Here is a 26,338-nt window from a genome sequence, read left to right as displayed (position 1 = left end):
CTCCTGCGAGGTTTTCTTTACCTATGGCTGACACACGAGGCTCTGCTCCCTCCGCCCAAGAGACCTTCATGCAGATGGCGATGGCCTCTGGCCTGCGCAGCCGTCTGTTGCTGACCCTAGGACTGTTGTTGTTGGTGCGGCTGGGCATCTACATTCCGATCCCCAGCATTGACCGGGCCCGCTTTGCCGCCGAGGCCGCCAACAGCCCAGTGTTCGGCTTTCTGGATATCTTCTCCGGAGGCGGTATCTCTGCCCTCGGGATCTTCGCCCTTGGGATCCTGCCCTTCATCAACGCTTCCATCATCATGCAACTGCTGGTCTCGGCCATTCCGGCCCTGGAGAACCTGCAGAAAAACGAGGGAGAACAGGGGCGGCGACAGATTTCTCAGTACACCCGCTACGTTACTTTGATTTGGGCCATCATCCAGGGCATCGGCATCTCCTTCTGGGTGCGGGAGTTTGCCAACACCACCAATGAGCTGGCCTTTATGGCCTCCACCACCTTGGCTCTGGCGGCGGGATCCATGTTCGTCATGTGGTTGGGGGAAATGATCACGGAAAAGGGGGTGGGCAGTGGCCCGTCGCTGCTGATCTTTGTCAACATCGTGGCCACGCTGCCCCGCGCCCTGGGCCAGACCATCAGCTTGGCCCGCGCCGATAGCAGCACCATCGGCGGCATCTTGCTGTTGACGGCTATCTTTTTGGCCACCATTGTCGGTATTGTCTTTGTCCAAGAGGGCAGCCGCAAGATCCCGATCGTCTACGCCAAGCGCCAGGTGGGCAACAAACTATTCCGCGAGCAGAAGAGCTACCTGCCCCTGCGGCTAAACCAAGGGGGGGTGATGCCGATCATCTTCGCCTACTCGGTGATGTCTCTGCCCTTGGCTTTGGCTCAGTACACCCAGAACCTAACGTTGGTGCAGGTGGCCAACTTTTTATCTCCCACCTCCTGGTTTTACATTCCCTTCTATTTCGTGCTGATCCTCTTCTTCAGCTACTTCTATGCTTCCTTGATCATCAACCCGGTGGATCTGGCGCAAAACTTGAAGAAGATGGGGGCCAGTATTCCAGGGGTGCGACCGGGCAAGGCTACGGCTGAATACATCGAAGGGATCCTCAACCGGCTGACGCTGCTGGGAGCCCTATTCTTGTGTGCGGTGGCCATCATCCCGACGACGGTGGAGCGGGCGACCGGCATCACCACTTTCCAAGGTTTGGGGGCGACTTCGCTGCTGATTTTGGTGGGGGTGGCGATCGAGACCTCCAAACAAATCCAGACCTATGTCATCTCACAACGCTACGAAGGGATGGTCAAGCAGTAGTGCCGAGGTTGATCTTTTTGGGGCCGCCGGGGGCGGGCAAGGGTACACAGGCGGAGCGGCTGGCGGCCATCTACCACACGCCCAAAATTTCCACAGGCGATCTGCTGCGGGCAGAGGTGAAGGCCCAGACCCCGCTGGGATGCCAGGCCAAAGTATACATGGACGCGGGAGAGCTGGTGCCCGATGAGGTGTTGATCGGGATGGTCAGAGGCCAGTTGCAGCAGTCTCCAGAGCAGGGTTGGATCCTGGACGGATTTCCTCGCACCCTAGCCCAGGCGGAAGCCCTGGAAGAGCTGCTGCGCGAGCTGGGGCAAGATTACGACTGCGTCCTCAACTTGGATGTGCCGGACGAAGTGGTGGTGGCCCGTCTGTTGGCCCGGGGCAAGGAACAGGGGCGCAGCGATGATGCGGATCCCTCGGTGATTCTCAAGCGTTTGGAGGTCTATCGGCAGCAGACGGCTCCCCTGATCGATTTTTATGCGGCCAAGGGGCGCTTGCAGCGAGTCAACGGCAACCAGCCGATGGAATCCGTACAAGAACATCTGCAGGCTCTTTTGGACGGCTTCAGGAGGACAGCGTGATCAGACCAGGAGCTGAGAAGCAGCGGCGGGGCATGCAGCTCATCGAGATCAAATCTCGCCGCGAAGTGGAAAAAATGCGGCGGGCCGGGCGGGTGGTGGCCCAAGTGTTGCAGGAGATCGCCGAGCGCTTAGAGCCGGGCTGGACGACGGCAGATATCGATGCCTACGCCGAGCGACGGGTGGCCGAACTGAACGCTCTGCCCAGCTTCAAAGGCTACTACGGCTTCCCGGCCTGCGTCTGTGTCAGCATTAACCACGAGGTGGTGCACGGGATCCCCAGTCCCCGCAAAGTGGTGCAGCCGGGAGATGTGGTCAAGGTGGATTTCGGCGCCGTTGTGGAGGGCTGGCATGCGGATTCTTGCCTCAGCATCGGCCTAGAACCCCTGAGCGATGCAGCCCGGGATCTGATCGATACTGCGGCCAAAGCCTTGCAGACGGGCATCGACCATGTGTGCCACGGCGTCTGGCTGCAGGATGTTTCGGGTGCCATTGAAGATTACATCGAGGGGCGGGGCTATTCTGTGGTAAAGCAGTATGTCGGTCACGGGGTGGGGCGCAACCTGCACGAAGAGCCGCAATTCCCCAACTATCGCACCCGCGATCTGCCCAATCCCAAGCTGCGCTCCGGCATGACCGTGGCCATTGAGCCCATGGTGAATGCAGGAGGAGAGGCCACCCGAGTGTTGTCGGATGGGTGGACGGTGGTGACGGTGGATGGCGCTTGGTCGGCTCAGTTCGAGCACACGGTCTTGGTCACCGAATCGGGAGCAGAGATTTTGACCGATCGCACGCCTTTTCAGTCCTAAACTAACCAACCCCGATACGGAGCGGGCTTTGGGTAGCCCTGCAGTTGGCAAGCCAACAGCCCGGGCCCCCTCTCTCCCCGTATAGGGGGGGAGGGGTCGAGACGGTATAGGGACGGGCTCCTGCGGTTTCTAGCTGAAGGATCCCCTAGTGAAGGACTGCAACAGCTAGGATAGAAGAGGTGGAGTATTTTTTCACTTCTTAACAGCGCGTGTCGTCGCGGCTGTGAGGAGTGGGTTGCTCACTGTGTCGTTTTTTGGGAGGTCTCCTTGTCTAAGGAAGATGCCATTGAAATGGAAGGGGTCGTCACAGAGTCCCTGCCCAACGCCATGTTCCGGGTGGATCTGGATAACGGCTTCAACGTGCTCGCTCATATCTCCGGCAAGATTCGCCGTAACTACATCAAGATCCTGCCCGGAGATCGGGTCAAGGTGGAGCTCAGCCCTTATGACCTCAACAAAGGGCGCATCACCTACCGCCTCAAGAAAAAGTAGGATCCCCGGCGGGGGTTGCTGCTCATGAAGGAGCTGAGCCAAGTTTTCAAGACCGGTCTTTGGGTTGCAGCCGGCGGGGTGGGCGCCCTGGCCGTTCTCAACGCCTGGATTGCTTCTCGCACCCAGCCTTTGCCCAGCCTGTTGCCGGGAGAGGAGAGGCACCACTTTTGGCGGGGCCATCGCCTGTTTTACAAAGTGGCGGGATCCGGCCAGCCCTTGTTGCTGCTGCACGGCATCGGGGCCGGCTCTTCCAGCTACGAGTTCCGCGCCATCATGGCGGAGCTGAGCCAGCACTATCAGGTTTATGCTTTGGATTGGTTGGGTTGGGGCAACTCGGAGCGCCCCGATCTGGAGTACACCGGTTATCTCTACGCCGAGCTGATCGGGGATTTTGTTCGGCAGGTGATCGGGCGGCCCTGCCACGCCATCGCCAATTCCCTCTCGGCAGGATTTGTGCTGCGCTCGGCCCGGCTGCAACCTCAGCAGTGGCAGAAGCTGCTGCTCATCGCCCCCCTGGGAGACAACAGCCTTATCCCCCCGGCGCTGGGGATCCCTTTGGCCGAGGCCCTCTACGGCTTCCTCAGCCTGCCTGTGTTGGGGTTAGCCTTTTACAACGGCATCACCGCCCCCTGGAATATACGTCTGTTTACGGAGCAGAGCCTGTTCTCGCCGGGGTATGCTCTGGAGGAGGCGGTGGTGGATTACTACTATCAGGCGGCTCACCAGGCGGGGGCCCAATTTGCTCCCCGTTCTTTTTTGACCGGCAAACTCAATTTGCCCATTCAAGACGACTTTCGCGTTGTGGCCAAACCCATGGCTTTGGTTTGGGGGGAACAGAACCGCCTTACCGGCCTTGAGCAGGTGGAGCGGTATCGCGCTCTGCGGCCAGAGGTGCCGGTTTACCGATTGCCGGGAGCTGCTTTCCCCCACATCGAAGCGCCGCAAGCTTTTTTATCGGTGGCTTTGCGCTTTTTAGCCGAGGCCGATCCTGCCCTGCCGGGATAGACCTCAACGCCCCAGGCGTCGCATCCGTTGGGGATGGGATACGCTCCGCCATCAGGTGGGCTCGCCGGACTTGTCTTCCCAGGGGTCGATATCCGTGGGCGTAGAGGGGGGAGGAGTGGGCTCGGGAGGAGAAGGAGGAGCTTCCTCTTTGGCGTACTCTTGCTCCCATTCCGGTTGTTCAGAGACAGGAGGCGGCTCGGGCCGACGGGGAGGCGTCGCCTCGCTCTGAGGTTCCGGCTCTGCTTCGGCGTAGGGGTCTTCTTCTGCGCCCTCCTCGTACTCCTCCTCGTATTCTTCTTCGTAGTCTTCCTCAACAGCGGAACCCTCGACCGCACTGGGCAGGGCAGGGGCAGGACTGACTCCGGATTCCCAAGGAGGCTTGCCGAGTCCCAGGGTTTCCAAGATTCCCTTGGCCAGTTGGGTCAGGCGGGTTTCGGCGCCATCGGCAACAATGAGGCGCTCGCCGCCAACCGAGACGATCTCATCAGCCGGAAGCAAATAGGTGCTGAGGATAAAGCCGGGCAAAAAGGTGAGGCCAAGGTTGGAGAGGATTAAACCCGTGATCAGGCCGGAGACGGAGTTAAATTGAAAATCTTTGACCTTGCCGAGGCGGATCCCTTCTTCCGTAACCACCTCGCTGCCAACCACCCGGCTCAGGCCTTCCAAATCCAAGTCGTCGAAAACCTCATCGTTGGGGACGAGGATGGCATCCTGGCCCAAGGCCGTCACTTGCCGCAGCTCCAGCAACCGTGGGGATCCGGCAAAGGCTTTCTCCAGCACCCCCAGCACCAGCACTTGCTTGGCTTCCAGATCTGCCCAAACTTCGCTAACTACTCCGAGCCGGGCCGCATTGACCTGGCTGATCACCTGCGTTCCCAGAACCTGTGACCGCCGACGAACCTCTGATCGCACCAGCGCAACAGATCCTTTCCCAGTCGTCATGGTGGTTTCCCTGTCGTAAGTCAAAATGTTCGCGTCGTTGGGCTGCGCGTCTGGCGCAGATTGCCAGAATCAAGTTAATAGTACCATTGCCTGTCTCCTCCCTCGCGGGCTGCCCAGATGGGATCCCGGCCAATTGCCTCGCTCCAGGCCAAAAACCGCTCCGCCATGGCCTGCAGGGAATAGCGCTGTTCTGCATGGTGTCGGCAGCGGCTGCGGTCGATGCGATCCAAGTTTTCTACAGCCCTGGCCAAGGCCGCCACGTCGTCTGGATCCACCACCCAGCCGGTCTCGCCATCGCTAACAATTTCCGCTGGCCCCCCACGGCGGTAGGTGATCACCGGCACGCCACAAGCCAAAGCCTCCACTGCCACCAGGCCAAAGGCTTCCACCCACTTGGGGGTCATGACCAAGGCGGAGCATTGCCCTAAAATTCGCTGCATTTGCGATGTGGGCAGAAACCCTCGGTAGTCCAGTTGGGCCTGTGGGTACTGTTCCTGGATCTGCTGCCAGTAGCTTGGCTCTTGCAGGTGGCCCAGGAGCACCACCGATCTTCCCGTCTTCTCGGCCAGGGCAGCACAGTCTTCCAGGCCCTTTTCCGGAGCAATGCGGCCAATCCAACACAGGGATCCGTTCCCTTCGGGCACAAAGTCGTAGCGGCTGAGATCAACGCCGCAGGGCAGATAGACAAAGGGATCCCGACCTGCCGCCATCTGGGCGCGGGCAAAGGCAAAGGTCTGGGCTTGGGCTCGCGAGTGCACCGCCAGCCGGCCAGGGTAGGTCTGCGCAATGTGCTCCAAGGCCTGATCGACGGCGTCGCTGAGGGATCCCATGCTGACGATGTGGGCCACCGGGGTGCGGAAAAAATCCGTCAAATAAAACGACAGCCAATCGTAGCTCCAGTTCACAATCAGATCGAACTGGTCTTGCAGTTGGGCAGCCCGCTGCCACAGATTGGCCAGCAGAGAGGGGGTGTGGATCTGAACCGGCTGGTCGCGGCGCTGGCTTTGCGCATAGGTCGGGGGAAGGCCGGTTACCGCCTCGATCACCTCCACCGGCAATGCGTCGATTTGGGATCCCTCGGGGGCCAACACCCGCACCTGGGATCCCATCTGCAGCAAGACACGGGTCAGGTTGGCAAGATTGAGCTCCACGCCGCCGCCAGCCCCCGATCCGAGCGGGCCAACGGGGGTGGAGACAAACAAATAGCGCAAGTAGCAACGCTCCCTGGGTGGCCTCATTGGCTCAGCCCATTACCTGCTTTTGCAGAAAGCTGGCTACCCGCCTAGGATTGGCTTTTGGCTACGAAAATCTCCTCCTTCTCCACCTTAACTTTGTAAGCGGTCAGGTCGGCCTTGGCCGGGCCCCGGGTACGGCTGCCATCGACAGCAAAGGCCGAGCCATGACAAGGGCAGACAAAGTTCTCCCCCCGCCAGTCCACGTCACACCCGGCATGGGGACAAGCGGCATCCAGAGCCAGGAAAGAGTCTTCTTTTTGGGGATCCTTGACCAACCAGAGGGTGGCGGTGTTCTTTCCAAAGGCGTTTTCCACTTTGAAGGGGCCATCTTTGAAATCGGCGAGGTTGGCCACTTTCACAAACTCTGGTTCAGGAGCCTTGGTTTCCCGGGCAAGGGCAAAACGGCGCCGGGCCAAGGCCGGTAACAAACCCGCCAGCGAGCCGAAACCGAGAGCCAACCAGCGAAGAAAACCGCGACGATTGTTGTACATGGCTATGTGTCCCTAAATATCTGCCAAATGTCGGTCGTGGGCCAGCAACAGCCTGCCCCGCAAGGGATCCCAATGCAAGTGCTGCCCTTAATATTTTGTTACGCCAAGACAGTTTCGGCCAGAGCTGAGCCCCATTTTTTCTGGCCAAAGTCCGCAGCAGGCATCTGGGTTGCTTCAATCTGTTGGCGCCGATTGCGGTAGCGAGGCGGAGTCCGGCAGATGGGTGGAGCTCTGGTCTGCCCTGCTCTCTAATCTGAGCAAGGGGAGCGTCCGGGATCCCTGCCAAGGATCCAACACATCCCGAATCAGCACCTCTTGGATCCACACCTGCAGGATGGCCGCCAAGGGCACAGCCAAAAACAGGCCCAGCACCCCGAAGAAAAAGGCCGAGGTAATTTGGGCCACCAAAGTCAGAGCCGGCAAAAGCGACACCTGCCGCGACATGACGATGGGGGTGAAGACGCTGCTTTCCAACTGTTGGATGAAGATGTAGAGCCCCAGCACCGCCAGCGATTTCCAGGGGGCATCGGTGAGGGCCACCAGCATGGGGGCGACCACGCTCAAGGTGGGGCCGATGTTGGGGATGAAATTAAACAGTCCCGCCAGCACGGCATTGGCCAAGGTTAAAGGCACGCCCAAAATCCACAGCCCAATGCCGCTCAGCAGCATTACCAGGCTGCTGGTGAAGAGGATCCCCACCAGCCACCCTCGCAGGGCCAGCTCGCAGCGCTTGAGGATGTAGCGGACGCGGGGGCGGTAAAAGGCGGGGAAAACCGAGACAAAGGCGCGGCTGTAGGCCTGGGGATCCACCAACAGCAGGATGGTGAGGATGATGACAAACAACAGATTGAGCAGGGTGGCAAAGAAGGCGGTGAAGGACTGGGAGAAAAAGTCCCGCACCTGGCGCACCAACTCAGTGGCCTGGGGCACGAGGCTATTGGCCAACTCCCGCAGCGTCGGCAGCTCGATATCCGTCGGCAACGAGAGGATGAGGCTCTCAAATAGCCGCTGCGCCTGCACGATCCCGGCGGGCACCCCATCGGTAAACAGCCGCCGCAACTGATCCGCCAGGGGAGGCACTACGATCAGCCCCACCAGAATCGCCCCCACCAGAACCGTCAAGCCGGTGATGAGGAGCGAGGGGCCGCGGCGAAAGCCGTAGCGCTGCGGGATCTGAGCCAGGGTGTCCAAAGCTACTGCCAAGACGATGGCCGCAAACACCAATAGCAGAATCTGCCGGATCTGCCAGAGCAGAACCAACAGGCCCAGCAGCGCTGCCAGCCCCAGCCAATGGGCGAAGGTCACCGCAGCTCACCTCCTCTCTCGTCCTGTCGTCGCCTATTCTAGATGGGATCCCGAGCATTCCCATGGGGAAGCGCCGTATGCGCGATCTGGATCCGCAAGCAATGGCTCTGGCCTTTGATGGCCTCGACTTCGGGACAGAATCCTTTCCTGCCGAGGAAGTCCCTCTCCTCTCGGTGGGGGGAGTGTCCGGCTACTTGAAGTCGCTGCTGGCCGGGGATCCCTACTTGGCCAGGCTGTGGGTGGTTGGAGAAGTCTCCAGTTGCCAGCGCAACCGCAACGGCCACCTGTTTCTGACCCTGGTGGATCCGGAAAGCGGCGACATCCTCAAGGGGGTGATCTGGCGGAGCCAAACTTCCCGGCTCAGCTTCTGGCCAGAAGTGGGGCAACAGGTGCTTGCGCTGGGGCAAATCGGCATCTACAGCGGCGGCAGCTACTACCGCCTTGTTATCTGGCAACTGCTGCCGGCGGGCGAGGGGCTGTTGGCGTGGCGCTTGCAGCAGCTCAAGGCCCGCCTGGCTGCCGAGGGCCTGTTCGACAACCAGCGGCCTCTACCTACCCACCCTCAGTGCATTGCCGTCGTCAGCTCTCCCGACGCCGCCGGCTGGGGCGATATCCGCCGCACCCTCAACCAGCGCTACCCCGGGCTGCGGGTGCTGTTTTCGCCGGCCCAGGTGCAAGGGGAAGCGGCCCCCGCGTCGATCGTGCGGGCCATTCGCCGGGTGGAACAGGATGGGCGGGCGGAAGTGCTGCTGATTGCCCGGGGGGGTGGATCCGGCGAGGATTTGGCTTGCTTTAACGATGAGCGGGTGGTGCGAGCCATTGCCGAGTGCCCTATTCCGGTGGTGACTGGGATCGGCCACCAGCGGGACGAGACCTTGGCGGACTACGCGGCCGACTACGCGGCCCACACCCCCACAGCGGCGGCCGAGCGGATCGTGCCCGATCTGCGGGAATTGCAGCGCCAGGGATCCCAGTTGCGTCAGAAGTTGATCGAACGCACGCTGCAGGCTTTGGAGAGGGCACGGCGGCGCTTCCAGCACACCCAGCGCCATCTCGCCCAAATCCATCCGGAGCGGCTGCTGCAACAGGCGCAGGAGCGCTTGACCCAACGGCAGCAGCGCCTAGTGCAGGCGGTGCGCCACCGCTTTCACCATCACCAACAGCGCCAACAGGCCCTCCAGGAGCACCTGCAAGCCCTCGACCCTACCGCCGTCCTCAGGCGGGGCTATGCCCTGGTGCGGGACGAACGGGGATCCCTGGTTCGCACCCACCACCTACCGCTGCAGACCCGGCTGAGGATACAACTGGCCTCGGGAAGCCTCTGGGCCCGAGTGGAGGAGAGCCATGAGCCGCCGCAAACGTGAGGATCCCTGGCGCTACGAAGCAGCCATCGCCGAAGTGGAAAGTCTGATCGCCCAGATCGAATCGGGAGAGCTGGATCTGGCAGAGGTGGTGGAGCGCTTCCAGCAGGCCGCCCAGACCCTAAAGCGCTGCGCCCAGTTTTTGGAGGAAAAGCGGCAGCAGGTGGAGATCCTCATTGAGGAGTTAGGGCCCGGCGAAGAAGAGTCGCGCGAGTTCTAGAGCCGGGGGGAATGGGGCAGCCCAAAAAACTGGGCAAAGGCCCCAGGTGCCCCTGCTGCTGTTGCTCAACGGCGGCAAGACTTGACGAAGGGGGCGGCGCCCCTGAAGATGGTCAAGTTGTCAAGATCTCTTGGGGCGCCCTCTATGTCCGCCAAGATCTTGGATGGCAAAGCCTTGGCCGCCCGCCTGCAAGCGGAGATGGCCGCCCAAGTGCAAGCTTGGCTGCCGCGGGTGGGGCGTCCGCCGGGATTGGCGGTGCTGCGGGTTGGGGAGGATCCCGCCAGTGCAGCTTACGTGCGCGGCAAAGAGCGGGCCTGTGAGCGGGTGGGCATCGCCTCCTTTGGCCGCCATTTTTCCGCCCAAGACTCCCCCGCCCACCTGCTCGACGCCATCGCCCAACTCAACCAGGACGAGCGCGTCGATGGCATCCTCGTGCAACTGCCCTTACCCCCCGGCTGGGATCCCATCCCGCCCCTTCTGGCCATCGACCCCGACAAAGACGTGGACGGGCTTCACCCCCTCAACCTGGGCCGGCTGCTGCGCGGCGAGCCCGGCCTGCGCAGTTGTACCCCCCTGGGCGTGATGCGCCTGTTGCAAGCGGAAGGGATCCCGATTGCCGGACGAAAGGCGGTGGTGGTCGGTCGCAGCATCCTGGTGGGCAAGCCCCTGAGCCTGATGTTGTTGGCTGCCGATGCCACCGTTACCCTGGCCCATTCCCGCACCCCCGACTTAGCCGAAGTAACCCGCGCCGCCGACATTGTGGTGATGGCCGTCGGTCGCCCCCACTTGCTCAAGGCAGAGATGGTAAAACCGGGAGCCGTGGTCGTCGATGTAGGCATCAACCGTATCCAGGGCCCCGACGGATCTGAGCAATTGGTGGGAGATGTGGATTACGCGGCAGTCAAGGAGTGGGCCGCCGCCATCACGCCCGTGCCGGGTGGTGTGGGACCCATGACGGTAGCGATGCTGCTGGCCAACACCCTAGAGAGCTACAAACTGCGCAGCCACCTGTAGCTTGGAGACTGCCCTAAGGCTGCAGGATCATCGACCAGGAGCCGCTCTCCTCATTCCAAAACGGGGCCAGAGACTCTCCCACCACGTTCGGCCCCCAGTAGCGGCGGGTTCCATCGAGGACAAAAGCCACCACAATGTCTCCGGGGCCGATCTGCAGCGGCTCTTCCCCCAAGCTCAGCACCAATCCTTCGCTACCGCCTTCTCCGGGCGCAAAATCCCAGTGGGCCGTTTCTGGGTTGAGCAGCCGCCCGCCGCTGCGCATCAAGATCACCACCCGCACCGGATGGGGGGTGCGGTTGCCAACACGAAAGGAGCCTGTGCGGGCAGAGGTGGGGCCGGTCTGCGAGGGTGAGGCCGCTTCTGCAAGCAGAACAGGAGCAACATTCCCCTCAACCGAGTCTTCTAGAGCTTCCGGCGTCGGTCTCCCCAGAGTTTGTGCTCTCAACCCCTGCACGGCAACGCTCACCCCAAACAAGGCGGCAGCTAAAAACAGGGATCCCTTGCCTTTCGCAGTCATGTTCACCGACGGCCCGCCGGCAAGAAGAGCGGCAACAGCTTGGGCAATGCGGTCAGGAAATGAGGGGATCAAGGCGAACATCAGATTACCGCAACCAGGAATGCTACATACCAGATGGAGAAAAACCCGAGCGGCCACCCTCACAGCGTCGGTGGGGTGGGCACGGAACAGGACGATTGTTCAGCTACGTTAACACCTTCATTCTCTTAATTCTCTTCAAGATTTCAACATTCTCTCGAAAGGCGCTGCCCCGCGCCAGCTTGAAACCGGCTGGGATCCCTTCTAGGGGTTGACCGCTCGGCATTGCCAGCCTTGCAGCTTGCGCTCGTACACCGTTCGCCGTTGGGGATAGATCGAATCCCCCTTGAGCTGCAGGTGATCGACCTCAGTCGGCTGCAACAGGAGCACCACAAAAGTCGGAGGCGGCCATGAAGCTTTCTCTGGCGGCAGCTTTTGAACAAAAGCCTCGGGCGAGGCAAGAGGCCCCTTGGGTTCCGGCCAAAACCAGAGGAGCCGTCCTTTTTCCGAGATCTGTTGCCACAACTGCTGCCGCTGCTGCTGCGCTTCAGGATCCGGATGATCGGCGGTGATGGCCTCCAGAGTGCCGGCAATGCGAAATTGCTCGCGCGTCTTGCTGAAATACCAGCAGATCTGAGCCAGCGGGCAGTGGGCGATCTGGCAAAGCTTCTCGCTGCGGCCGTCCACCGCCAACTGGATGCGGTCGGTGTCCCCCAAAAACCCCCGAAAAACCACCGTGCGGTTACGCGGATGCCCCTGGGGATCCACTGTAGCCAGTTGCAAATAGCGTACACCGGGATCGCTGCGGTTGCGGTGCAGGGCCGCCTGGAGCAACATCCGCCAAGAGGGATCCCTGGCTAACGGGTTCATGGGGGTGCCAGCCAAGACTTCAACTAGGGAGGGGGAGGAGCCTCTGATTGCGAGTCTCTGGCGCACCCCGGTGAGGACTCCGGCTGAGTAGCGCGAACGGCATTGGGATCCGGCACAGTTGGGTGAAGAGAATGAAAGGGATGTTCCAGCCAGCCCTCCGCCAGCCCCTCAAAGCGTTCTGGCACCGGCTGCTTCACCGGCAATTTTTGGAGCACCAGAGCGAGATACTCGCTATACCAAGGGGAGCGGACTTCCCGCACCTTATGCCACACCGAGCGCGACATCAGCAGCGTCCGCTCCACATCCTGGGCGCCCAGCTTGAGCAAAAACTCCTCCCGCTCCGGTTGGTAATCGGTGGAAGCCAAGGCCAAAGCCTGCGGGGGATAAGCTTGGGTGAGCTGGGCCATCTTGGCCATGAGCTCAGGATAGAGCCAGGTATAGGCAGGGTGAACTGTGAGTTTGGCCACGTGCGGCTGCTGCCCCGTCCGATCCAACTTGAGGTTGAAATAGCCAATGGCGGTTTTCCGCTCGGGCTCATAGACACACATCTCCACCCGTTCCGTTTGGCTGATGGCACACTTGGCCCGTTCCAAAAGCCACTCCAGTGGGCTGGTGCGGAAGTCGCTCACGTCGCGGTCGTACACCTGGCGCACAGTGGCCGGCATGGATCCCGTATCCAGTTGATAGATGGCGTAGGCATCGCGGTTGGTCACCGGCACCAGGTTGGGCAACTTGGCCTCGTGCCGGCTGAGAGCAGCCAGAATCTCCGCCGGGATCGACCAATAGGTGATCTGAGCCAAGGGCTGGAAGCCGTTGTGTCGGTAGAGGGCCATTGCCCCCTTATTGTGGATGTTCACCTCCAAAATCCAGGTGTGGGCCTCGCGAAAGTGCTCCGTGCAGTGCCTGAGCAACTTAGACCCGATTCCCTGCCGCTGGGCCGAAGGCGCCACCGCAATGTGATCCACCCGCCAGGTGCTGCGGGAATGGTTAAAGGGAGAAACTTGAATGACCCCCTGGATTTTGCCTTCCAGCTCCGCCACATGGACGGTAAACATGTGCTGAAAGCGGTTGGGAAACAGGCTCAGGGTTCTCAGGGGGCCATACCACTGACGTAGCCGCCGCACCTGGCGACGAATATCCACCGAGCGGCTGCTGTAGTCCTCCTCAAAGGCTTGCGCCAGGATCTCCTCCACCGCCTCCAGATCCCCCAGTTGAGCGGGGCGGAGAATCAGTTCGGGAACCTCGGTAGGGGCTTTGGAATCTGGGTCGGGCTTTGCCGCAGGGTTGTTCATGCCAAAGTGTAGGCGGGAGAATATTCAAAGCATAGCTCAGGCTCCCTTTCTAATTCTAACTGAGGAGGTCGTTGCTGCCATAAAGTTCATGATTATCGGGTTTTGCGTTGGCGTTTGGCCAATTAAGCCCCGGCATCCAGCAACGCCAAGTTGCGGAAGGTAAAGCGCTTTTCCACAGGGCCGGTTTCCGTCTCTGTTTGAATGCGTCGCTCCGAGAGGATGTAGTACTTGCCGACTTTGGTGTAGAGATCCTCAAATTGGCTGCGCCCGCCCTTTTGCTCACCCGTTTGGGGATCGTGATAGACGGAATCGTAGCGGTGAGAGAGGTAGCCTTCGCCCGTGTCGTGGCTGCTGAAGGTGTGGATGGTCACCACCACCCCATGAATATGCCGATGCACCAGGGTTACTTGGTTGTCGCGCACGTGGTAGCGATCCCCTTCGGCTTTGCCCCCCACCAGGATCTCCACGGTGCCATCGGGTAGGGTCTGCCCATAGCGGAAAGTGTTGTTCCCGTGGGTCTCGGCAAAGCTGCGGCGCACCCGGTGAATGGCAATTTCCCAAAGTTGATTGTGAATGGCTTTCCGGGCTTCCTCATCCTCCACGCCCGTAACGGTGGCCTTTAGGTCTGCCCCCACTCGCACCTGCCCCACAAAAGTGCGCTCCCCATCCCAGTAAGTGACCTCGGCGCTATAGCCCGGGAAAGCGGGATCCCAGGTGTAGCGATTTTCATAGGCGGCCCGAAACAACTCTTGGGCAGAGACTTGAGTGGTGATCATCGACTGTCTCCTATGGCTATTGCAAGCATTTCTCACGAGTATCATACTGCTTCTGGCTGCTGGGCCCAACCCAGTAGGAGTCTATATCTAACATGGGGCATCTTTTTTGGGGATGTGCGGAGACCGGTCTGCTTCTTTCGGCGTAACGTAGGGCACTTCCAGATGGGGCTTGGATTCTGTTGGCGCCGGCGGAATAGGATTCTTTGGCCGAGTTGCCCCAACTGCTGCCGCAAACTGAGGAACTTGGGTAAGATAGGGGCAGAACTTCTCTTCCTTCCTCTACCAAGTTTCTGGTTGCCCTTTTGGCTGCTTCTCTCTCCAGAGTATTTCCCGGAAGAGGCTTGCTTGTGTGCTCTATATTTTCTGTGGCTGAGGAGGAAGATTGGGAGAATTCACGGCAGAGTTCCAGCACGTCAGCAGGGTGGAATCCTTAGTTACACCCTCACCCGAAATGATGGGGCCAGTGCTGCAGATAACTGGCAAGCAGCCCTTGAGCGGCCACATTCCCATTGGCGGGGCGAAAAACTCTGCCTTGGCGATTATGGCCGGATCCCTTTTGGCTCCTGAGGCTTGCCGAATTCACAACGTGCCGCGTCTGCTGGACATTGAACGCATGGGGCAGATCCTGACCACCCTGGGGGTTAAAGTGTCCCATGTGGGCAATACCCTCGACCTGGATGCCAGCTCCCTCAAAACTTCCCAAGCTCCCTATGAATTGGTCAGCCAGTTGCGGGCCAGCTTTTTCATCATCGGGCCCCTGTTGGCGCGGTTGGGGGTAGCCAGAGTTCCCCTGCCGGGCGGCTGTGCCATTGGCTCCCGTCCGGTGGATCTGCACGTGCGGGGCCTGCAGGCGCTGGGGGCGACCGTGCAAATCGAACATGGGGTTGTTCATGCCTATGCCCGTAGGCTGGTGGGAACCCGCATCTACCTGGACTATCCCAGCGTCGGCGCTACTGAAACCCTGATGATGGCCGCTACGCTGGCGGATGGGGAAACGGTGATTGAAAATGCCGCCCAAGAGCCAGAAGTGGCGGATTTGGCCCGTTTTTGTCAGGCGATGGGGGCGCGCATTCGCGGTGTTGGCACTAACACGGTTGTGGTGGTGGGGGTGCCCCGCTTGCATGGAACCGAGTACACGGTTATTCCCGACCGCATCGAGGCCAGCACTTATCTTATTGCCGGGGCCATTACCCGCTCTCACCTCACGGTTGGCCCTGTTATTCCCGATCACTTGCGGGCGGTGATCGCCAAGCTGCGTGACATGGGGCTGCGGGTCGAAGAAGAAGGCCCCAACCGGCTGCGCATTGCCCCGGCTCAGCTCAGTTCGGGCTGGCTCTGCCAGGCGACCGATATTCAAACGCTGCCCTATCCGGGTTTTCCCACCGATGTGCAGGCGCCGATCATGGCCTTGGCCGCCCTGAGCGAGGGCAGTTGCACCATCGAGGAGACGGTGTTTGAAAACCGCATGCACCACATTCCCGAGCTCAATCGCATGGGGGCGGACATTCGTTTGAAGAACCGGGTGGCCCTGATCCGGGGGGTGCCGTCGCTGTCGGGGGCGCCGGTGGTGGCTACGGACTTGCGGGCGGGGGCAGCCTTGGTGTTGGCCGGCCTGGCGGCTGAAGGCTGCTCTACGATCCACGGGCTCCACTACATCGATCGCGGCTACGAGGCCATCGACAAAAAGCTGCGCGATGTCGGGGCCAAGGTGTACCGCAGTGAAAGTCCGCCGCGGATCCTGCAATCTGGCAAGTAACTCATAAACGACTGCCGGGCCCAATGCCTGCGGTACAGGTATCCCAGGTGACCCAACGCAGTCGGGTTGAGTATCGTAGTCAGAGGTTGCAGAGAGACAAAGCATGGATATCCTGACAGGCAGCAAACGGTGCTGGGCAAGATGGGTTGCCGGTGTGCTGGCGGCAGGAGCGGCTCTGGGCGGGGCCATCTGGGGCTTTTACACCTCATCCTGGGCAGAAACCGTGGAGGTGGCTGCGGCGCCAGAGGGCAGGGATCCGGTACAACTGCCCCACACTTCCACAACGGCCTTTCTGCGGGCTTACGCAGCGCTGCAGGCCGGCCAAGCGCAATTGGCCCTGCAGGGTTTGCAGGGGTTGGAAGAGAGCCTGCCGGTTCTGCGGGAGGAAATTTGGAAGCTCAGGGCCCAAGCCTACGAGCAGTTGCAGGATAAGGCAACAGCCCAAGGGATCTGGTGGCCCAAGATTTTGCAGGAGTACCCCCACAGCCCGGTGGCCGCCTATGCCCTCTGGGGGATGGGCCAGGTGGATCAGTTGCGGCAGCAATTTCCCACTCACCCGCTGACTGGCCGCGCCCTCCAGCATTTGCTGGAGCGGGATCCCGACCGCTACGACCTGCTGCGGGATTTGGCTCTGCATCACCCGCAAACCCCTGGGTTAACGCCGCTGCTGGATCGCTGGCGGCAGGCTCAGGAGGGATCCCTCACGGCTTCCGATTGGCAGATCCTGGCCGATGCCTATTGGGAACAACGGGAGTACGGCAAAGCTGCCCGCGCCTATGGGCGTGCCCCCGCCACCTCTCAGAATCTCTACCGCTGGGGCCGCAGCCACCAGATCTCGCGGGAGTTTCCCCAGGCGAGAGCGGCTTACCAAGCGCTGCTGGCTCAATTTCCCAATGGGCCAGAGGCTTCCCTCACCCGTCGCCGTTTGGCAGAATTGAGCGACCTGTCGACGGCAATCGAGCTGCTGCGCCAGGCGGGATCCGGCTCGGATAGAGAGGCTCCAGAAGCGTTGCTCAGCCTCAGCCAGCTTTACGATCGCCATGCCAGCCCGCAATCGGCCCAAGCGGCTCGGCAAGCTCTTTGGGAGCGCTTTCCGGCCAGCGAAGCCGCGGCCAACGCCGCCTGGACACTTGCCTGGAGTCAAGCGCAAGCGGGCAATCTCGGCCAAGCCATCGCCCTGGCCCAACAGATCGGATCCGCCCAGCGGGATACGGAAATGGGGGCGCAACTGCTCTACTGGGCGGGCAAATGGCGGGAACGGCTGGGGGATGTGGCTGCGGCGCGGCAAACCTATCAACAGGTGCTGCAACAGTTTCCCCACACCTACTACGCCTGGCGGTCGGCAGTGCAACTGGGCTGGCCGGTGGGGGATTTCTACAGCGGGCGCCAAAGGGTGGAGGTGGATTTTCAGCCGGTGCGGCTACCGTTGCCGGGGGTCTCTGAGGCCACGCAAACTTTGCACTTGATGGGAGCCAGCCAACTGGCCTGGGAACGCTGGCAGGGGGAAATGGCCGTGCTGCAACGGGATCCCCGCCAGATGAGTGTGGCTGAGCGCTTTGTCACGGGTATTCTGCGCAACAGTGCCGGAGAGCACCTGCGGGGTATCAACCAGGTGGCCGCTTTGCGCTTCAGCGAAGAGCCGGATCCCCTGCTGGAGACGTTGAGGCAGCGCCAAGATTTCTGGCAGGCCGTCTATCCGCTGCACTACTACGCCGGCCCAGACAATTCCTGGGGCGGGGATCCCTATGCCCGGCCCGGCCTGGCCCGCTGGTCACGGCAATTTAACCTCAATCCCCTGATGGTGGCGGCCTTGATCCGGCAGGAATCCCGCTTTGAGCCGGAGATCGTCTCGGCCTCAGGGGCGCTGGGCTTGATGCAGGTGATGCCTGCCACCGGGCGCTGGATTGCCCAACAAATTGGCCTAGCCCAATACAGCCTCACCAACCCCGCCGACAATCTTTACCTGGGATCCTGGTACTTCGACTACACCCACCGCACCTATCAAGACAACACCCTGCTGGCCCTGGCCAGCTACAACGGCGGCCCCGGCAACGTGGCCAGATGGCTGAGCCGCTTTGGCTTTGAAGATCCGGATGTGTTTGTGGAGCAGATCCCCTTCGCCGAAACGCGGGGCTATGTGAAGTCTGTCTTTGGCAACTACTGGAACTACTGGCAGCTCTACACCCAGGAAGGGCGCACTTTGGTCGGCCAGCGCCTGCACAACCCCTCCTCGTAGAGAGAGCGTCCCCCAGGGTATTCTGGGAGAGTGTCTGGGCAAAGTTTGACGGTGCCGTTTGCATTGACGGGACGGGGTTCGATGATCTCTGGGCTTGAACAACAGGAGGGCGTTCGCGGTGGGGAGCACTCTCAGGGAGCAACTGAGAAGCAGATTGCCCGGCAGGAATTGGCTGTGGACTTCATCCGCCATGGCATAGCCGAAGAACCCCGGCCAGAAGTTGAGGATGCCTTGCGAGCCCTTACAGACGAAGGTCGCAAGCGCTGCCGCAAGGTGGCCCGCCAGCTCAAGAGCATGGGCTGGAAGTGGGATCTCCTGCTCACCAGTCCCCTGGTGAGGGCGCGGCAGACCGCCGAGATCTTGTTGGACGAGAACCTGGCCGCAGCGGTGGAGGTGTTTGAGCCTCTGGCTCCGGGCGGCAGTTTTGCCGACCTGGTGCGCTGGCAGGCAGAGCGGGGATCCCTCACGTCTTTGGCCCTGGTCGGTCACCAGCCGGATCTGAGCCTGTGGGTGCAAGCGGCTGTTGGGCTAAACCCGGCCAATGCCCACGCGATCACCCTTAAAAAGGCGGGCCTGGCCCAGGTGCGCTTTGCCGAAGGCCGAATTGACCACTGCCAGGGATCCCTGACTTTGTTGCTCTCGCCCAAGGTGGTGTTGCGCTAGGCAGCCGTCCCAACGCAAACTAAGTCGGCCAGAGGTCGTGCCCGGATCCCCAGGCTCAGCGCTGAGAAGATGTTAGCCGCTCTCCCAGCAATTGCACAGAATAGGCCGCCAGCCCCAACCCCACCATGGCAAACATGAAGGCGATCAGGGAAACGGAACCGACCAGGAGATAACGCACCAGGATGCTGATCCCGCGCGCCAGCGATCCAGTCTCGACATCGATTGGCGGCAATTTGGTCACCATCGAGAGCAGCAGTTGCAAGAACCCGTAGCCCAGACTGACGGCAATGGTGGCCCCCAAGAGGGCACTGAAAGGATGGGGGGATCCCTGTGAGGAGGAAGACATGGGGCAGCACTGGAAAACTCACCTTTATTCTAGGCTGCAGGTACAATGTGGGAGTTTCTTGCCGGCAAGCCTAGCGATGATGGAGAGCGGAGCTGGAGTCGGATCCCACTACGAGGTCTTGGGCGTTTCCGTCCTGGCGACGGCGGAAGAGATCAAGTCTGCCTACCGTCGTTTGGTCAAGTACCACCATCCCGACAGCCTGCTGGCCAAAAAAGATCGGGCCACCTCCGAGCGCATCCGCCAGATCAACGCTGCCTACGCGGTGCTCAAGGATCCGCAATCTCGCCGCGACTACGATCGGCAACTGCACTCCAGCCACACCTCACCCCGCCCTCAGCCGACGGGATCCCCTGGCGAAACCGTCAGCCAGGAAGCCATCGCCCGCGCCGCCTGGATCCGACAGGTCTACACCCCCCTGAACCGAGTTTTGGGGCCCTTGTTGTCTTCTCTGAAGCCTCAGTTAAATGCTTTGGCGGCAGATCCGTTCGACCCTGACCTGTTGGAGTCCTTTGAGGCTTATCTGGAAGAGTGCGGCCAGAAGCTGGCCCAAGCTCAGCAGATCTTTCGCCGCCTTCCCAATCCCAGCAGCTTTGGGGGTGTGGCTTCCCGCCTCTACTATGCCCTCAACCACTTGGAAGACGCTCTGGAGGAGCTGAAGTATTTCCCGCTGAACTTCGATGAACGCCACTTGCACACCGGACAAGAGCTATTTCGGCGGGCAAAAGGGCTGCGCCTGGAAGCCATGGATGTCTACGCCAAGAGTTCACCCTAGGCCAGAGCGGGATCCCCCTTTGGGCAAAGCGGGACGAGGATCGTAGGGGGTGGGAATGTACTGCACGGAAGGACGGCCCATGCTGGCCTGGGGGTACAAGTCCATCAGGGCGTAGATCTGGGGCGGCAACTCGGTGGAGATGGGCAGGCCCAGCTCCCGCGCTTCTTCAGCAGTGATCGGGTAGTCGTGGGTCACCCGACCGCTGGTCAGGTACTGGATCAGAGGCTCAATGCGTTCGGGGGCAATTTTGCGCTTGGGCACATCGTCCTTCAGGAGATCCCGCACGAAGTTCTGCACCTGTTGCATCGCCTTGCGGGCCAGATCCGCCAGAATTAAGGTCTGGTCGTCGATTTCGGCAATGGGTTTTTCCGCCACCACCTGCAGAATGCTGGCGGCAGCATACCCCCCCAACTGCGGATCCACCGGCCCCAGCACGGCGTTAGCATCCATGACAATTTCATCGGCAGCCAGGGCCAACATCGTCCCGCCCGACATGGCGTAGTGGGGCACAAATACCGTCACCTTGGCCGGGTGCCGGATCAGGGCGCGGGCAATTTGTTCAGTAGCCAGCACCAGGCCGCCAGGGGTGTGCAGAATCAAATCAATGGGAGTATTGGGCGGGGTGAGGCGGATCGCCCGCAACACCTGCTCCGAGTCCTCGATGCTGATGTAGCGGGAAACCGGGATCCCCAAAAAACTGATCGACTCCTGGCGGTGGATGAGCAAAATCACGCGGCTGCCCCGCTTTTGCTCCAACTCCCGAATGGCCAGCAAGCGCCGGAACTCTTGCGCTCGCCGGTTCAACAGGGGTTGCAGCGAGCTGAAGATCAAAAAAATCCAAAATAAGCTGCCCCAGTCCACTTTCGCGCCTCAAGCGGGATCCCTTTGCTTCCAGCATAGAGGATACGGAACCTCTGGCAATCCGGGGGCCTCACGCGTTGGGTTCAGACGCCGCAAAAAAGCGATCCAAAGCCCGCAGCAAATCCGGCACAGAAGTTTGGTCAATCCAGGAGCGAATGTAAGCCTGCTGCTCCGCCAAGTTCTCAAGACGGCCCAGCTTTTGCATGGCCAAAAAGCGGCTTTCTGCCTCGGCGCGGTTGGTTTGTAAGTCCAGCCGTTGATCGGGGGTGAGCGGATGCTCTGTCTGGGCCAACAGGTGGTCGGCCACCATCATCAACAGCAACGGCCCCGCCAATTCCACCTGAGACTCGGCTTCCGGCTCAGAATCGGGCCCGGCAAGATCCTGGAGATCTTGAAAGAGATCCTGCCCCAGTTGCAGCAGCTCTTCTGCTGAGGCAGCCCGCAGCTCCCTCTCGGCAGCCGCCCGCAGCGGCTCTGGGGAAACCTGGTGGTGAGCGGCCAATTCTGCCAGGGCCTGTTCCCATTGATCCCGTTGGGCTTGCAACACAGCTCTCTCTTGCGGAGAAAAATCCAGCCGCTCCAGCAACACCTGCAAAGCCACAGCCCCCACCAACAGCGGCGGAAAGCGCAACAGGGTAGAGTCGGATCCCGCCTGCTCCAAAAAGGCTTCCAAATCCGGGCCGGCTCCCCTGTCGAGCAAATCCTGCAGGTAAGCCAGCACCTGCGGCGGCGAGGTCAACCTCAGGATCCCTCGGGCCTGCGCCCGCAACTCTGCCGGGATCCCAAGGGTTTGCAATTGGGCTTCCGCCTGCGCTTGCGCTTCAGCGATCAACTCTGGCAGATCTGCCGTCGCCTGACCAGCCTGTAACAGGGCCTGGCTGGAGTCCCGCAGCAAGCCGGCTGCCTCCACAAACAGCAGCAACTGAGGGATCCGTAGCGTGGGCAAAACCATGTTAAGTAAGCCTCAGATCCGTAGATTCTGGATCGGCTGGCGCAGCAGGACGAGTTGAGTTGGGCTTGTGCCAGTGCAGGCCAATCAGCGCATCGTACAAAAAGCTCCAAAACTCTCCCTTCTCCCAGATCCCCAGCGTTTGCTGGCAGTTGCGGGCGTCCAGCTCAGGTTTGGCCGCCCAGTAGGCTGCCTGATATTTGTACCAGGGAACCGAGGGCCAGAGATGGTGGATCAGGTGATAGTTTTGCCCCAGCAGCAGAATGTTGGTCAGCCAACCGGGATAGACGCGGGCGTTGTGCCACCGCTCTTGAGATTGAAAGGGACGATGGGGCAGGTAGTCGAAAAACAGGCCCAATAGAAAGCCCATGATAAAAGCAGGGGGCAGCCAGTAGTTCATGATGTAGTCGGTGTAGCCAAAGTGAATGGCCAACGCAAACGTCAGAACCACCACCAGTCGGCTCAGCCCCCATTCCAGCAGATCCCAGCGGCCTTTGCGCCAGAGCTGCCGCTTGAAAAAAAACACCTCGTGATAGAAAAAGCGCGGTGCGATCAGCCACAGCGGCCCGCCCGTGGACACATAGTGATCGGGATCGTCTTCGGGGTGGTTGACATGGGCGTGGTGCTGCATGTGCACCCGCTTAAAGACCGGATAGACAAAGCCCTGCAACAAGGCGGAGCCGTGGCCCAGCGCCTCGTTCAAAAAGCGGTTGCGGTGGGCCGAGCCGTGAGAGGCATCGTGGATCACCGTGCCCAACACATAGAGGGCGACAAAGTTAAGCCAAAACACCAGCCAGCGGGGCCAATGCCAAAAGGCGTACCCGCCAAAGCAAGAGGCCGAAAGCACCACCGCCGCCAAAAACATCAACAGGGTGGGGTTCCAAAATTCCGGCGGCGGCCCCAACAGCTCACGGGGTAACGCAAAAGGCTTGGGATCCGGTTGCGGAGTCGCAGCAGCAGTCATCGGCAGCCATCCTTGGGTGTGCACAGCGCAGACGGTGAGGATGGATCAAGGCAAAAGAGCCAGTTCATCACCTGCAAAGCGGGGGAAGAGAAGGATTTGTTAACTTTCGTTAGTATACGGCAGAGATCTGCGCCCAGACCGGATTTTTCTTGCCAACTCCAGCCCGTCCAGGCTGTTCCCGGCGAGGGGTAGATCGGCCATGGAGCCAGAAGAAGCCACAGTGTGAGGTTTTGTTGCGGCCTCTGTTGCAATTCATGTGGGGATCCCCTTGGGAGTTGCGGAATGGGGGTAATCTAGGGGGCGGTTAACCTGAGCCGAGGATGAAAACCATGATGCCCGTTGTTGTGCCGTTGGCCATGACTGCCCACACCAGCTCTTGGTCGCCTTTGAGTGCCGTAACCATCTTTCTCTGCACAGGTCTTGCCTACTTGATCTTCAAGTCCTCTTCGGGAGCGGCCTCAGAAACGGGGCCGGTGCTGGGGATGACCTGGCCGGAAGTGCTGGGGGTCGCCAGCTTCGGCCATCTGCTGGGCGCGGGAGTGATCTTGGGCCTCTCCAACATGGGAGTTCTCTAGGTCACCATCTCCTTCACATTTCTTGACTTTAGCCGGGATTCCGGCCCGACAATGTTAAAATCCCTGTCAATTCTGAAAAGAGCAGTTTCTCCAACTCCACTTTCTTCTTGTCGAGGTTTGTTGTCATGCCTGCGATAATGCTCCTGGCGGCTTTGCCAGAAGGCTATGAGTTGTTCGATCCCCTGATCGACATTCTGCCGATCATCCCTGTTTTGTTCTTTTTGCTGGCTTTTGTTTGGCAGGCGGCGGTGGGCTTTAAGTGAAGCCCTCGGAATCTGCGATTGGCAACTACGGACTTCGAGACTGCTTCCGCTTGCCCCTCTTCCTCTGGCAGGGGGGCAGTTTTAGCTGGGGCAAGTTTAGGGCGGGCCACTGTGCCGCAGGCCTGACTTTCTGCCTTGCAAAGTTAAGACTGGCCGGCTGGGGTTCAAGGCTCGCGGTCGAGGGCGCCGGTAATCCAGAGCACCCCTGCTAAGCAGACGAAGTGGGCAAAGGTAACGTTGATATTGGCAGCCAATAGCAGCACTCCTGCTGTCTGGGTGCTCAGCGTGCGGGTAAACAGCCGCACCAGCAGCTCTCCCACCTGCGCCTCCATGGCGATGAGGGCGAGGAAAGCGCCGATCAGGCTGACATAGGTAACCAATTGCAACTGCTTGGGCAGATCCAACTGGCTTGGGGTAGCGGCAGACACTGAGCGGCGCTCCGCCTGGAGCAGGTAGCGCCAGTTAAAGAAGAGACCGGCTGCCAGGGTTAGAAGGGTAAACAGGGTAAACCAGAAGGCGATAAAGGCCCCCATCGAGTCGTCGCGATAGAGGGTATTCTGGCCAACTAAAAATCCCAGCCAGAGCAGCAGAGCCGTTGCCCCCAGAACCGCCTGAAACCAGAACCCGAAGCGGCGCGTCAGGCGCAAGCGAGACTTCATGCGCTCGACAGCCGCCCGTACTGACGGCGACATAGGCTCGTTCATTGCTCTCCCCCCGCTCTCTACGGACGAGCACCGACCTCCGCTTCCAGCCTACCGCTATCTTCCGTCCCCCGTCACATCCGGGCAAAAGCGCTGCAGGGGATCCAAGGGGGGGGTTAGGGTTTGGAGCTAGGGCTCACGCTGGGATCCCCGCTTTGCAGGCGCAGGATTTCGGCTTCGATGCGCTGTTGGAGGTCTCTGCCTTCTTCGGAGCGAATCAACAGGGTGATGCGGTTGTATTCGGGCACGGTCATGCCGTGGCGGGTGATGATCTCGGTGGCGGTGCGAATGAACTCCCGCCGGATTTGATCTTTGCTGGCCGGATCCGCGGTGGCCTGGGAGCGCTGCTGGGCCTCTTGTCGGTGGGGCTCCATCTCCAAAACGATGCGGGCATACTTGGCGACCTGTTCATCGGTCAAAACCAGAGAGGTAGCGGCGGTTTGGGCTACGGCAAGGGAAATGCTCAAGACAGGGATCCAGGTGCAGACCCAGATCAGGCCCACCAGCCCTTTTTGGGCCACGCTGGGCATCGAGAATGCCGTCCATCGTCTCCGACTTGCTTGACCTGACACCGCTGCTATCTCCCCACCCAATAACGAACTCTCTCTGTGGTTGCCGGCGCTTTTGGGAGCCCCCTTTCTTTTGGTGTAGCTTTCGCTGTTACCCAGATTCAACCCACTCCCAGCCAACCGTGCAGGCTCCGATGTTATCTAGTCTTCCCCAAAAGAAGCCAGGGATCCCCGACCGGCACCGGAGCTTGCTTTATCCATTTGACCCAAAAGCGGCCTTTAGGTTCCTGTTGCAGCCTGGAACCGCCCAGAAGGGAGGAGCCTCTGGGATAATGGGGATGAATTGCTGGTTGTTGCCCCTATGAACTTGGAACGTCGCCCGGTTTTCCCGTTCACCGCCATTGTCGGCCAAGAGGAGATGAAATTGGCTCTGCTCCTCAACGTCATCGATCCCCGCATCGGTGGGGTGCTGATCATGGGGGATCGCGGCACGGGCAAATCCACCACCATCCGCGCCTTGGCAGATCTGCTGCCCCAGATCGAGGTTGTCAAAGGGGATCCCTTCAACAGCCACCCGCGGCAGCGGGATCTGATGAGCGACCAGGTGTGGGAACGCCTGCAGGCGGGAGAAACGCTGGAAGCCACCTGGATCCAGGTACCGATGGTGGATCTGCCCCTGGGAGCCACCGAAGACCGGGTCTGCGGCACCTTGGATATCGAGCGGGCTCTCTCCCAGGGGGTGAAGGCCTTTGAGCCGGGGCTCTTGGCCAAGGCCAACCGCGGCATCCTTTACGTAGACGAGGTGAACCTCCTGGACGACCACCTGGTAGACGTGTTGCTGGATGCGGCGGCCTCTGGCTGGAACACGGTGGAACGGGAGGGGATTTCCATTCGCCACCCGGCCCGCTTTGTCCTGGTGGGATCCGGCAACCCCGAAGAGGGAGAATTGCGGCCCCAACTCTTGGATCGCTTCGGTATGTTCGTGCGCATCGAAACGGTGCGGGATCCGGCCCTGCGAGTGCAGATTGTGGAGGAGCGCAGCCAGTTCGACGCCGATCCCCAGGCGTTCTTGGCCAAATACGCCGAGGCCCAGCAACACTTGCGGGAGCGCATTGAAAAGGCCCAGCACCTCTTGCCCACTGTGATGGTGGATCCTGAGTTGCGCCTGAAGATCTCCGGCGTGTGTGCGGCTCTGGAGGTGGATGGGCTGCGGGGAGATATCGTCACCAACCGGGCGGCCAAGGCCCTGGCGGCTCTGGAGGGGCGCAGCGAGGTCACCATTGCCGATATTCGCCGGGTAATCAGCCTGTGTTTGCGCCACCGCCTGCGCAAGGATCCTCTGGAAACCATCGACTCCGGCTACAAGGTCGAGAAGGCCTTTAGCGAGGTGTTTCAGGTGAGCCTGGAGAGCGCTGCTTAGCCTCCCCCTCACCCCCAGCCCCTCTCCCAAAGGCGCCCAAGCGCTCCGCGCCGCTCACGCGACCACCCCCAGCCCC

At 60.7% G+C, this 26,338-nt stretch carries 29 protein-coding genes; 15 read left to right on the top strand and 14 right to left on the bottom strand.

The genetic code is table 11. The annotated features are described in order from the left end of the window. The first annotated feature begins 23 nt into the window (after positions 1 to 23). The 5 genes from secY to NW844_RS02735 all read left to right on the top strand — a co-directional run bounded on the left by secY (position 24) and on the right by NW844_RS02735 (position 4,206). Entirely contained in the window at positions 24 to 1,322 is a 1,299-nt protein-coding gene (gene secY / locus NW844_RS02755) for a preprotein translocase subunit SecY (RefSeq protein ID WP_414333264.1), read from the top strand. Continuing rightward, positions 1,322 to 1,903: an adenylate kinase gene (locus NW844_RS02750; protein WP_414333263.1), complete on the top strand. Its 582-nt coding sequence runs from the start codon at positions 1,322 to 1,324 to the stop codon at positions 1,901 to 1,903. Before secY ends, NW844_RS02750 begins: the two co-directional genes overlap by 1 nt. Positions 1,904 to 1,935: 32 nt before the next feature. Then, the gene (map, locus tag NW844_RS02745; protein WP_414333305.1) at positions 1,936 to 2,709 is read left to right on the top strand and encodes a type I methionyl aminopeptidase; all 774 of its coding nucleotides are present in this window, start codon (positions 1,936 to 1,938) and stop codon (positions 2,707 to 2,709) included. Positions 2,710 to 2,976: 267 nt separating this feature from the next. Then, entirely contained in the window at positions 2,977 to 3,201 is a 225-nt protein-coding gene (gene infA / locus NW844_RS02740) for a translation initiation factor IF-1 (protein WP_011434173.1), read from the top strand. 24 nt (positions 3,202 to 3,225) lie between these two features. Next, the gene (locus NW844_RS02735; RefSeq protein ID WP_414333261.1) at positions 3,226 to 4,206 is read left to right on the top strand and encodes an alpha/beta fold hydrolase; all 981 of its coding nucleotides are present in this window, start codon (positions 3,226 to 3,228) and stop codon (positions 4,204 to 4,206) included. Positions 4,207 to 4,257: 51 nt separating this feature from the next. Here NW844_RS02735 and NW844_RS02730 read toward each other — a convergent pair whose 3' ends face one another. From NW844_RS02730 to NW844_RS02715, 4 genes are all read right to left on the bottom strand, one after another. Further along, a complete protein-coding gene (locus tag NW844_RS02730; protein WP_414333259.1) occupies positions 4,258 to 5,148 on the bottom strand; it encodes a PRC-barrel domain-containing protein in 891 nt (296 codons plus the stop codon). Positions 5,149 to 5,222: 74 nt separating this feature from the next. Next, positions 5,223 to 6,359 carry a glycosyltransferase family 4 protein gene (locus NW844_RS02725; RefSeq protein ID WP_414333257.1) on the bottom strand — a complete coding sequence of 379 codons (1,137 nt, stop codon included), beginning with the start codon at positions 6,357 to 6,359 and terminating at the stop codon, positions 5,223 to 5,225. Positions 6,360 to 6,430: 71 nt separating this feature from the next. Continuing rightward, positions 6,431 to 6,874, bottom strand: coding sequence for a ubiquinol-cytochrome c reductase iron-sulfur subunit (locus NW844_RS02720; protein WP_414333255.1), 444 nt, complete (start codon positions 6,872 to 6,874; stop codon positions 6,431 to 6,433). Between the two features lie 174 nt (positions 6,875 to 7,048). Beyond that, on the bottom strand, positions 7,049 to 8,179 hold the full coding sequence (locus NW844_RS02715; RefSeq protein ID WP_414333253.1) for an AI-2E family transporter: 1,131 nt from the start codon (positions 8,177 to 8,179) through the stop codon (positions 7,049 to 7,051). 62 nt (positions 8,180 to 8,241) lie between these two features. On the opposite strand from NW844_RS02715, the gene xseA reads away from it, so the two are divergent. The 3 genes from xseA to folD all read left to right on the top strand — a co-directional run bounded on the left by xseA (position 8,242) and on the right by folD (position 10,774). Beyond that, on the top strand, positions 8,242 to 9,543 hold the full coding sequence (xseA, locus tag NW844_RS02710) for an exodeoxyribonuclease VII large subunit (RefSeq protein WP_414333252.1): 1,302 nt from the start codon (positions 8,242 to 8,244) through the stop codon (positions 9,541 to 9,543). Next, complete coding sequence (gene xseB, locus NW844_RS02705; protein ID WP_414333250.1) at positions 9,524 to 9,760, top strand: exodeoxyribonuclease VII small subunit; 237 nt, start codon at positions 9,524 to 9,526, stop codon at positions 9,758 to 9,760. The genes xseA and xseB overlap by 20 nt, the downstream gene beginning before the upstream one ends. 144 nt (positions 9,761 to 9,904) lie before the next feature. Beyond that, entirely contained in the window at positions 9,905 to 10,774 is an 870-nt protein-coding gene (gene folD / locus NW844_RS02700; RefSeq protein WP_414333248.1) for a bifunctional methylenetetrahydrofolate dehydrogenase/methenyltetrahydrofolate cyclohydrolase FolD, read from the top strand. Between the two features lie 13 nt (positions 10,775 to 10,787). Here folD and NW844_RS02695 read toward each other — a convergent pair whose 3' ends face one another. From NW844_RS02695 to NW844_RS02680, 4 genes are all read right to left on the bottom strand, one after another. After that, entirely contained in the window at positions 10,788 to 11,372 is a 585-nt protein-coding gene (locus NW844_RS02695; protein WP_414333247.1) for a hypothetical protein, read from the bottom strand. A 201-nt stretch (positions 11,373 to 11,573) separates the two neighbouring features. Beyond that, complete coding sequence (locus NW844_RS02690; protein WP_414333245.1) at positions 11,574 to 12,179, bottom strand: Npun_F5749 family FMN-dependent PPOX-type flavoprotein; 606 nt, start codon at positions 12,177 to 12,179, stop codon at positions 11,574 to 11,576. Positions 12,180 to 12,202: 23 nt separating this feature from the next. Then, positions 12,203 to 13,471 carry a GNAT family N-acetyltransferase gene (locus NW844_RS02685; RefSeq protein WP_414333243.1) on the bottom strand — a complete coding sequence of 423 codons (1,269 nt, stop codon included), beginning with the start codon at positions 13,469 to 13,471 and terminating at the stop codon, positions 12,203 to 12,205. 122 nt (positions 13,472 to 13,593) lie between these two features. Beyond that, positions 13,594 to 14,247, bottom strand: coding sequence for a DUF3386 domain-containing protein (locus NW844_RS02680; protein ID WP_414333241.1), 654 nt, complete (start codon positions 14,245 to 14,247; stop codon positions 13,594 to 13,596). A gap of 421 nt (positions 14,248 to 14,668) precedes the next feature. Between NW844_RS02680 and murA the strand changes: the two genes are divergently transcribed. From murA to sixA, 3 genes are all read left to right on the top strand, one after another. Next, positions 14,669 to 16,003 carry a UDP-N-acetylglucosamine 1-carboxyvinyltransferase gene (murA, locus tag NW844_RS02675; RefSeq protein ID WP_414333303.1) on the top strand — a complete coding sequence of 445 codons (1,335 nt, stop codon included), beginning with the start codon at positions 14,669 to 14,671 and terminating at the stop codon, positions 16,001 to 16,003. A 103-nt stretch (positions 16,004 to 16,106) separates the two neighbouring features. Beyond that, a complete protein-coding gene (locus NW844_RS02670) occupies positions 16,107 to 18,239 on the top strand; it encodes a transglycosylase SLT domain-containing protein (protein WP_414333240.1) in 2,133 nt (710 codons plus the stop codon). Positions 18,240 to 18,320: 81 nt separating this feature from the next. Continuing rightward, a complete protein-coding gene (sixA, locus tag NW844_RS02665; protein WP_414333238.1) occupies positions 18,321 to 18,902 on the top strand; it encodes a phosphohistidine phosphatase SixA in 582 nt (193 codons plus the stop codon). 55 nt (positions 18,903 to 18,957) lie between these two features. Here sixA and NW844_RS02660 read toward each other — a convergent pair whose 3' ends face one another. After that, entirely contained in the window at positions 18,958 to 19,248 is a 291-nt protein-coding gene (locus tag NW844_RS02660; protein ID WP_414333236.1) for a DUF3082 domain-containing protein, read from the bottom strand. 76 nt (positions 19,249 to 19,324) lie between these two features. Here NW844_RS02660 and NW844_RS02655 point away from each other — a divergent pair, with 76 nt between their 5' ends. Then, positions 19,325 to 20,020, top strand: a complete 696-nt coding sequence (locus NW844_RS02655) for a J domain-containing protein (RefSeq protein ID WP_414333234.1) — start codon at positions 19,325 to 19,327, stop codon at positions 20,018 to 20,020. On the opposite strand, the gene NW844_RS02650 is transcribed toward NW844_RS02655, so the two are convergent. From NW844_RS02650 to NW844_RS02640, 3 genes are all read right to left on the bottom strand, one after another. After that, entirely contained in the window at positions 20,012 to 20,881 is an 870-nt protein-coding gene (locus NW844_RS02650) for an SDH family Clp fold serine proteinase (protein WP_414333232.1), read from the bottom strand. The two genes, NW844_RS02655 and NW844_RS02650, sit on opposite strands and share 9 nt — an antisense overlap. A gap of 70 nt (positions 20,882 to 20,951) precedes the next feature. Continuing rightward, positions 20,952 to 21,833 (bottom strand): hypothetical protein, encoded by an 882-nt coding sequence (locus NW844_RS02645; protein ID WP_414333230.1) that lies wholly within the window; start codon positions 21,831 to 21,833, stop codon positions 20,952 to 20,954. 1 nt (position 21,834) lies between these two features. After that, positions 21,835 to 22,794 carry a fatty acid desaturase gene (locus tag NW844_RS02640; RefSeq protein WP_414333229.1) on the bottom strand — a complete coding sequence of 320 codons (960 nt, stop codon included), beginning with the start codon at positions 22,792 to 22,794 and terminating at the stop codon, positions 21,835 to 21,837. Between the two features lie 329 nt (positions 22,795 to 23,123). Here NW844_RS02640 and psaK point away from each other — a divergent pair, with 329 nt between their 5' ends. After that, complete coding sequence (psaK, locus tag NW844_RS02635) at positions 23,124 to 23,369, top strand: photosystem I reaction center subunit PsaK (protein ID WP_414333228.1); 246 nt, start codon at positions 23,124 to 23,126, stop codon at positions 23,367 to 23,369. 125 nt (positions 23,370 to 23,494) lie between these two features. Continuing rightward, complete coding sequence (locus tag NW844_RS02630) at positions 23,495 to 23,632, top strand: photosystem II reaction center protein K (RefSeq protein WP_414333226.1); 138 nt, start codon at positions 23,495 to 23,497, stop codon at positions 23,630 to 23,632. Positions 23,633 to 23,796: 164 nt separating this feature from the next. Here the strand turns inward: NW844_RS02630 and NW844_RS02625 are convergent, their stop codons facing one another. After that, positions 23,797 to 24,336: a DUF3611 family protein gene (locus tag NW844_RS02625; RefSeq protein ID WP_414333224.1), complete on the bottom strand. Its 540-nt coding sequence runs from the start codon at positions 24,334 to 24,336 to the stop codon at positions 23,797 to 23,799. A gap of 113 nt (positions 24,337 to 24,449) precedes the next feature. Then, on the bottom strand, positions 24,450 to 24,863 hold the full coding sequence (locus NW844_RS02620; RefSeq protein ID WP_414333223.1) for a DUF4168 domain-containing protein: 414 nt from the start codon (positions 24,861 to 24,863) through the stop codon (positions 24,450 to 24,452). A 340-nt stretch (positions 24,864 to 25,203) separates the two neighbouring features. Here NW844_RS02620 and bchI point away from each other — a divergent pair, with 340 nt between their 5' ends. After that, on the top strand, positions 25,204 to 26,262 hold the full coding sequence (bchI, locus tag NW844_RS02615; protein ID WP_414333222.1) for a magnesium chelatase ATPase subunit I: 1,059 nt from the start codon (positions 25,204 to 25,206) through the stop codon (positions 26,260 to 26,262). Positions 26,263 to 26,338: the final 76 nt, after the last annotated feature.

The organism is Synechococcus sp. H55.2 (assembly GCF_047462495.1).
GTDB lineage: Bacteria > Cyanobacteriota > Cyanobacteriia > Thermostichales > Thermostichaceae > Thermostichus.
The sequence above is the reverse complement of the archived record's forward strand: the minus strand, read 5'-3'. Positions and strand labels throughout refer to the sequence as shown.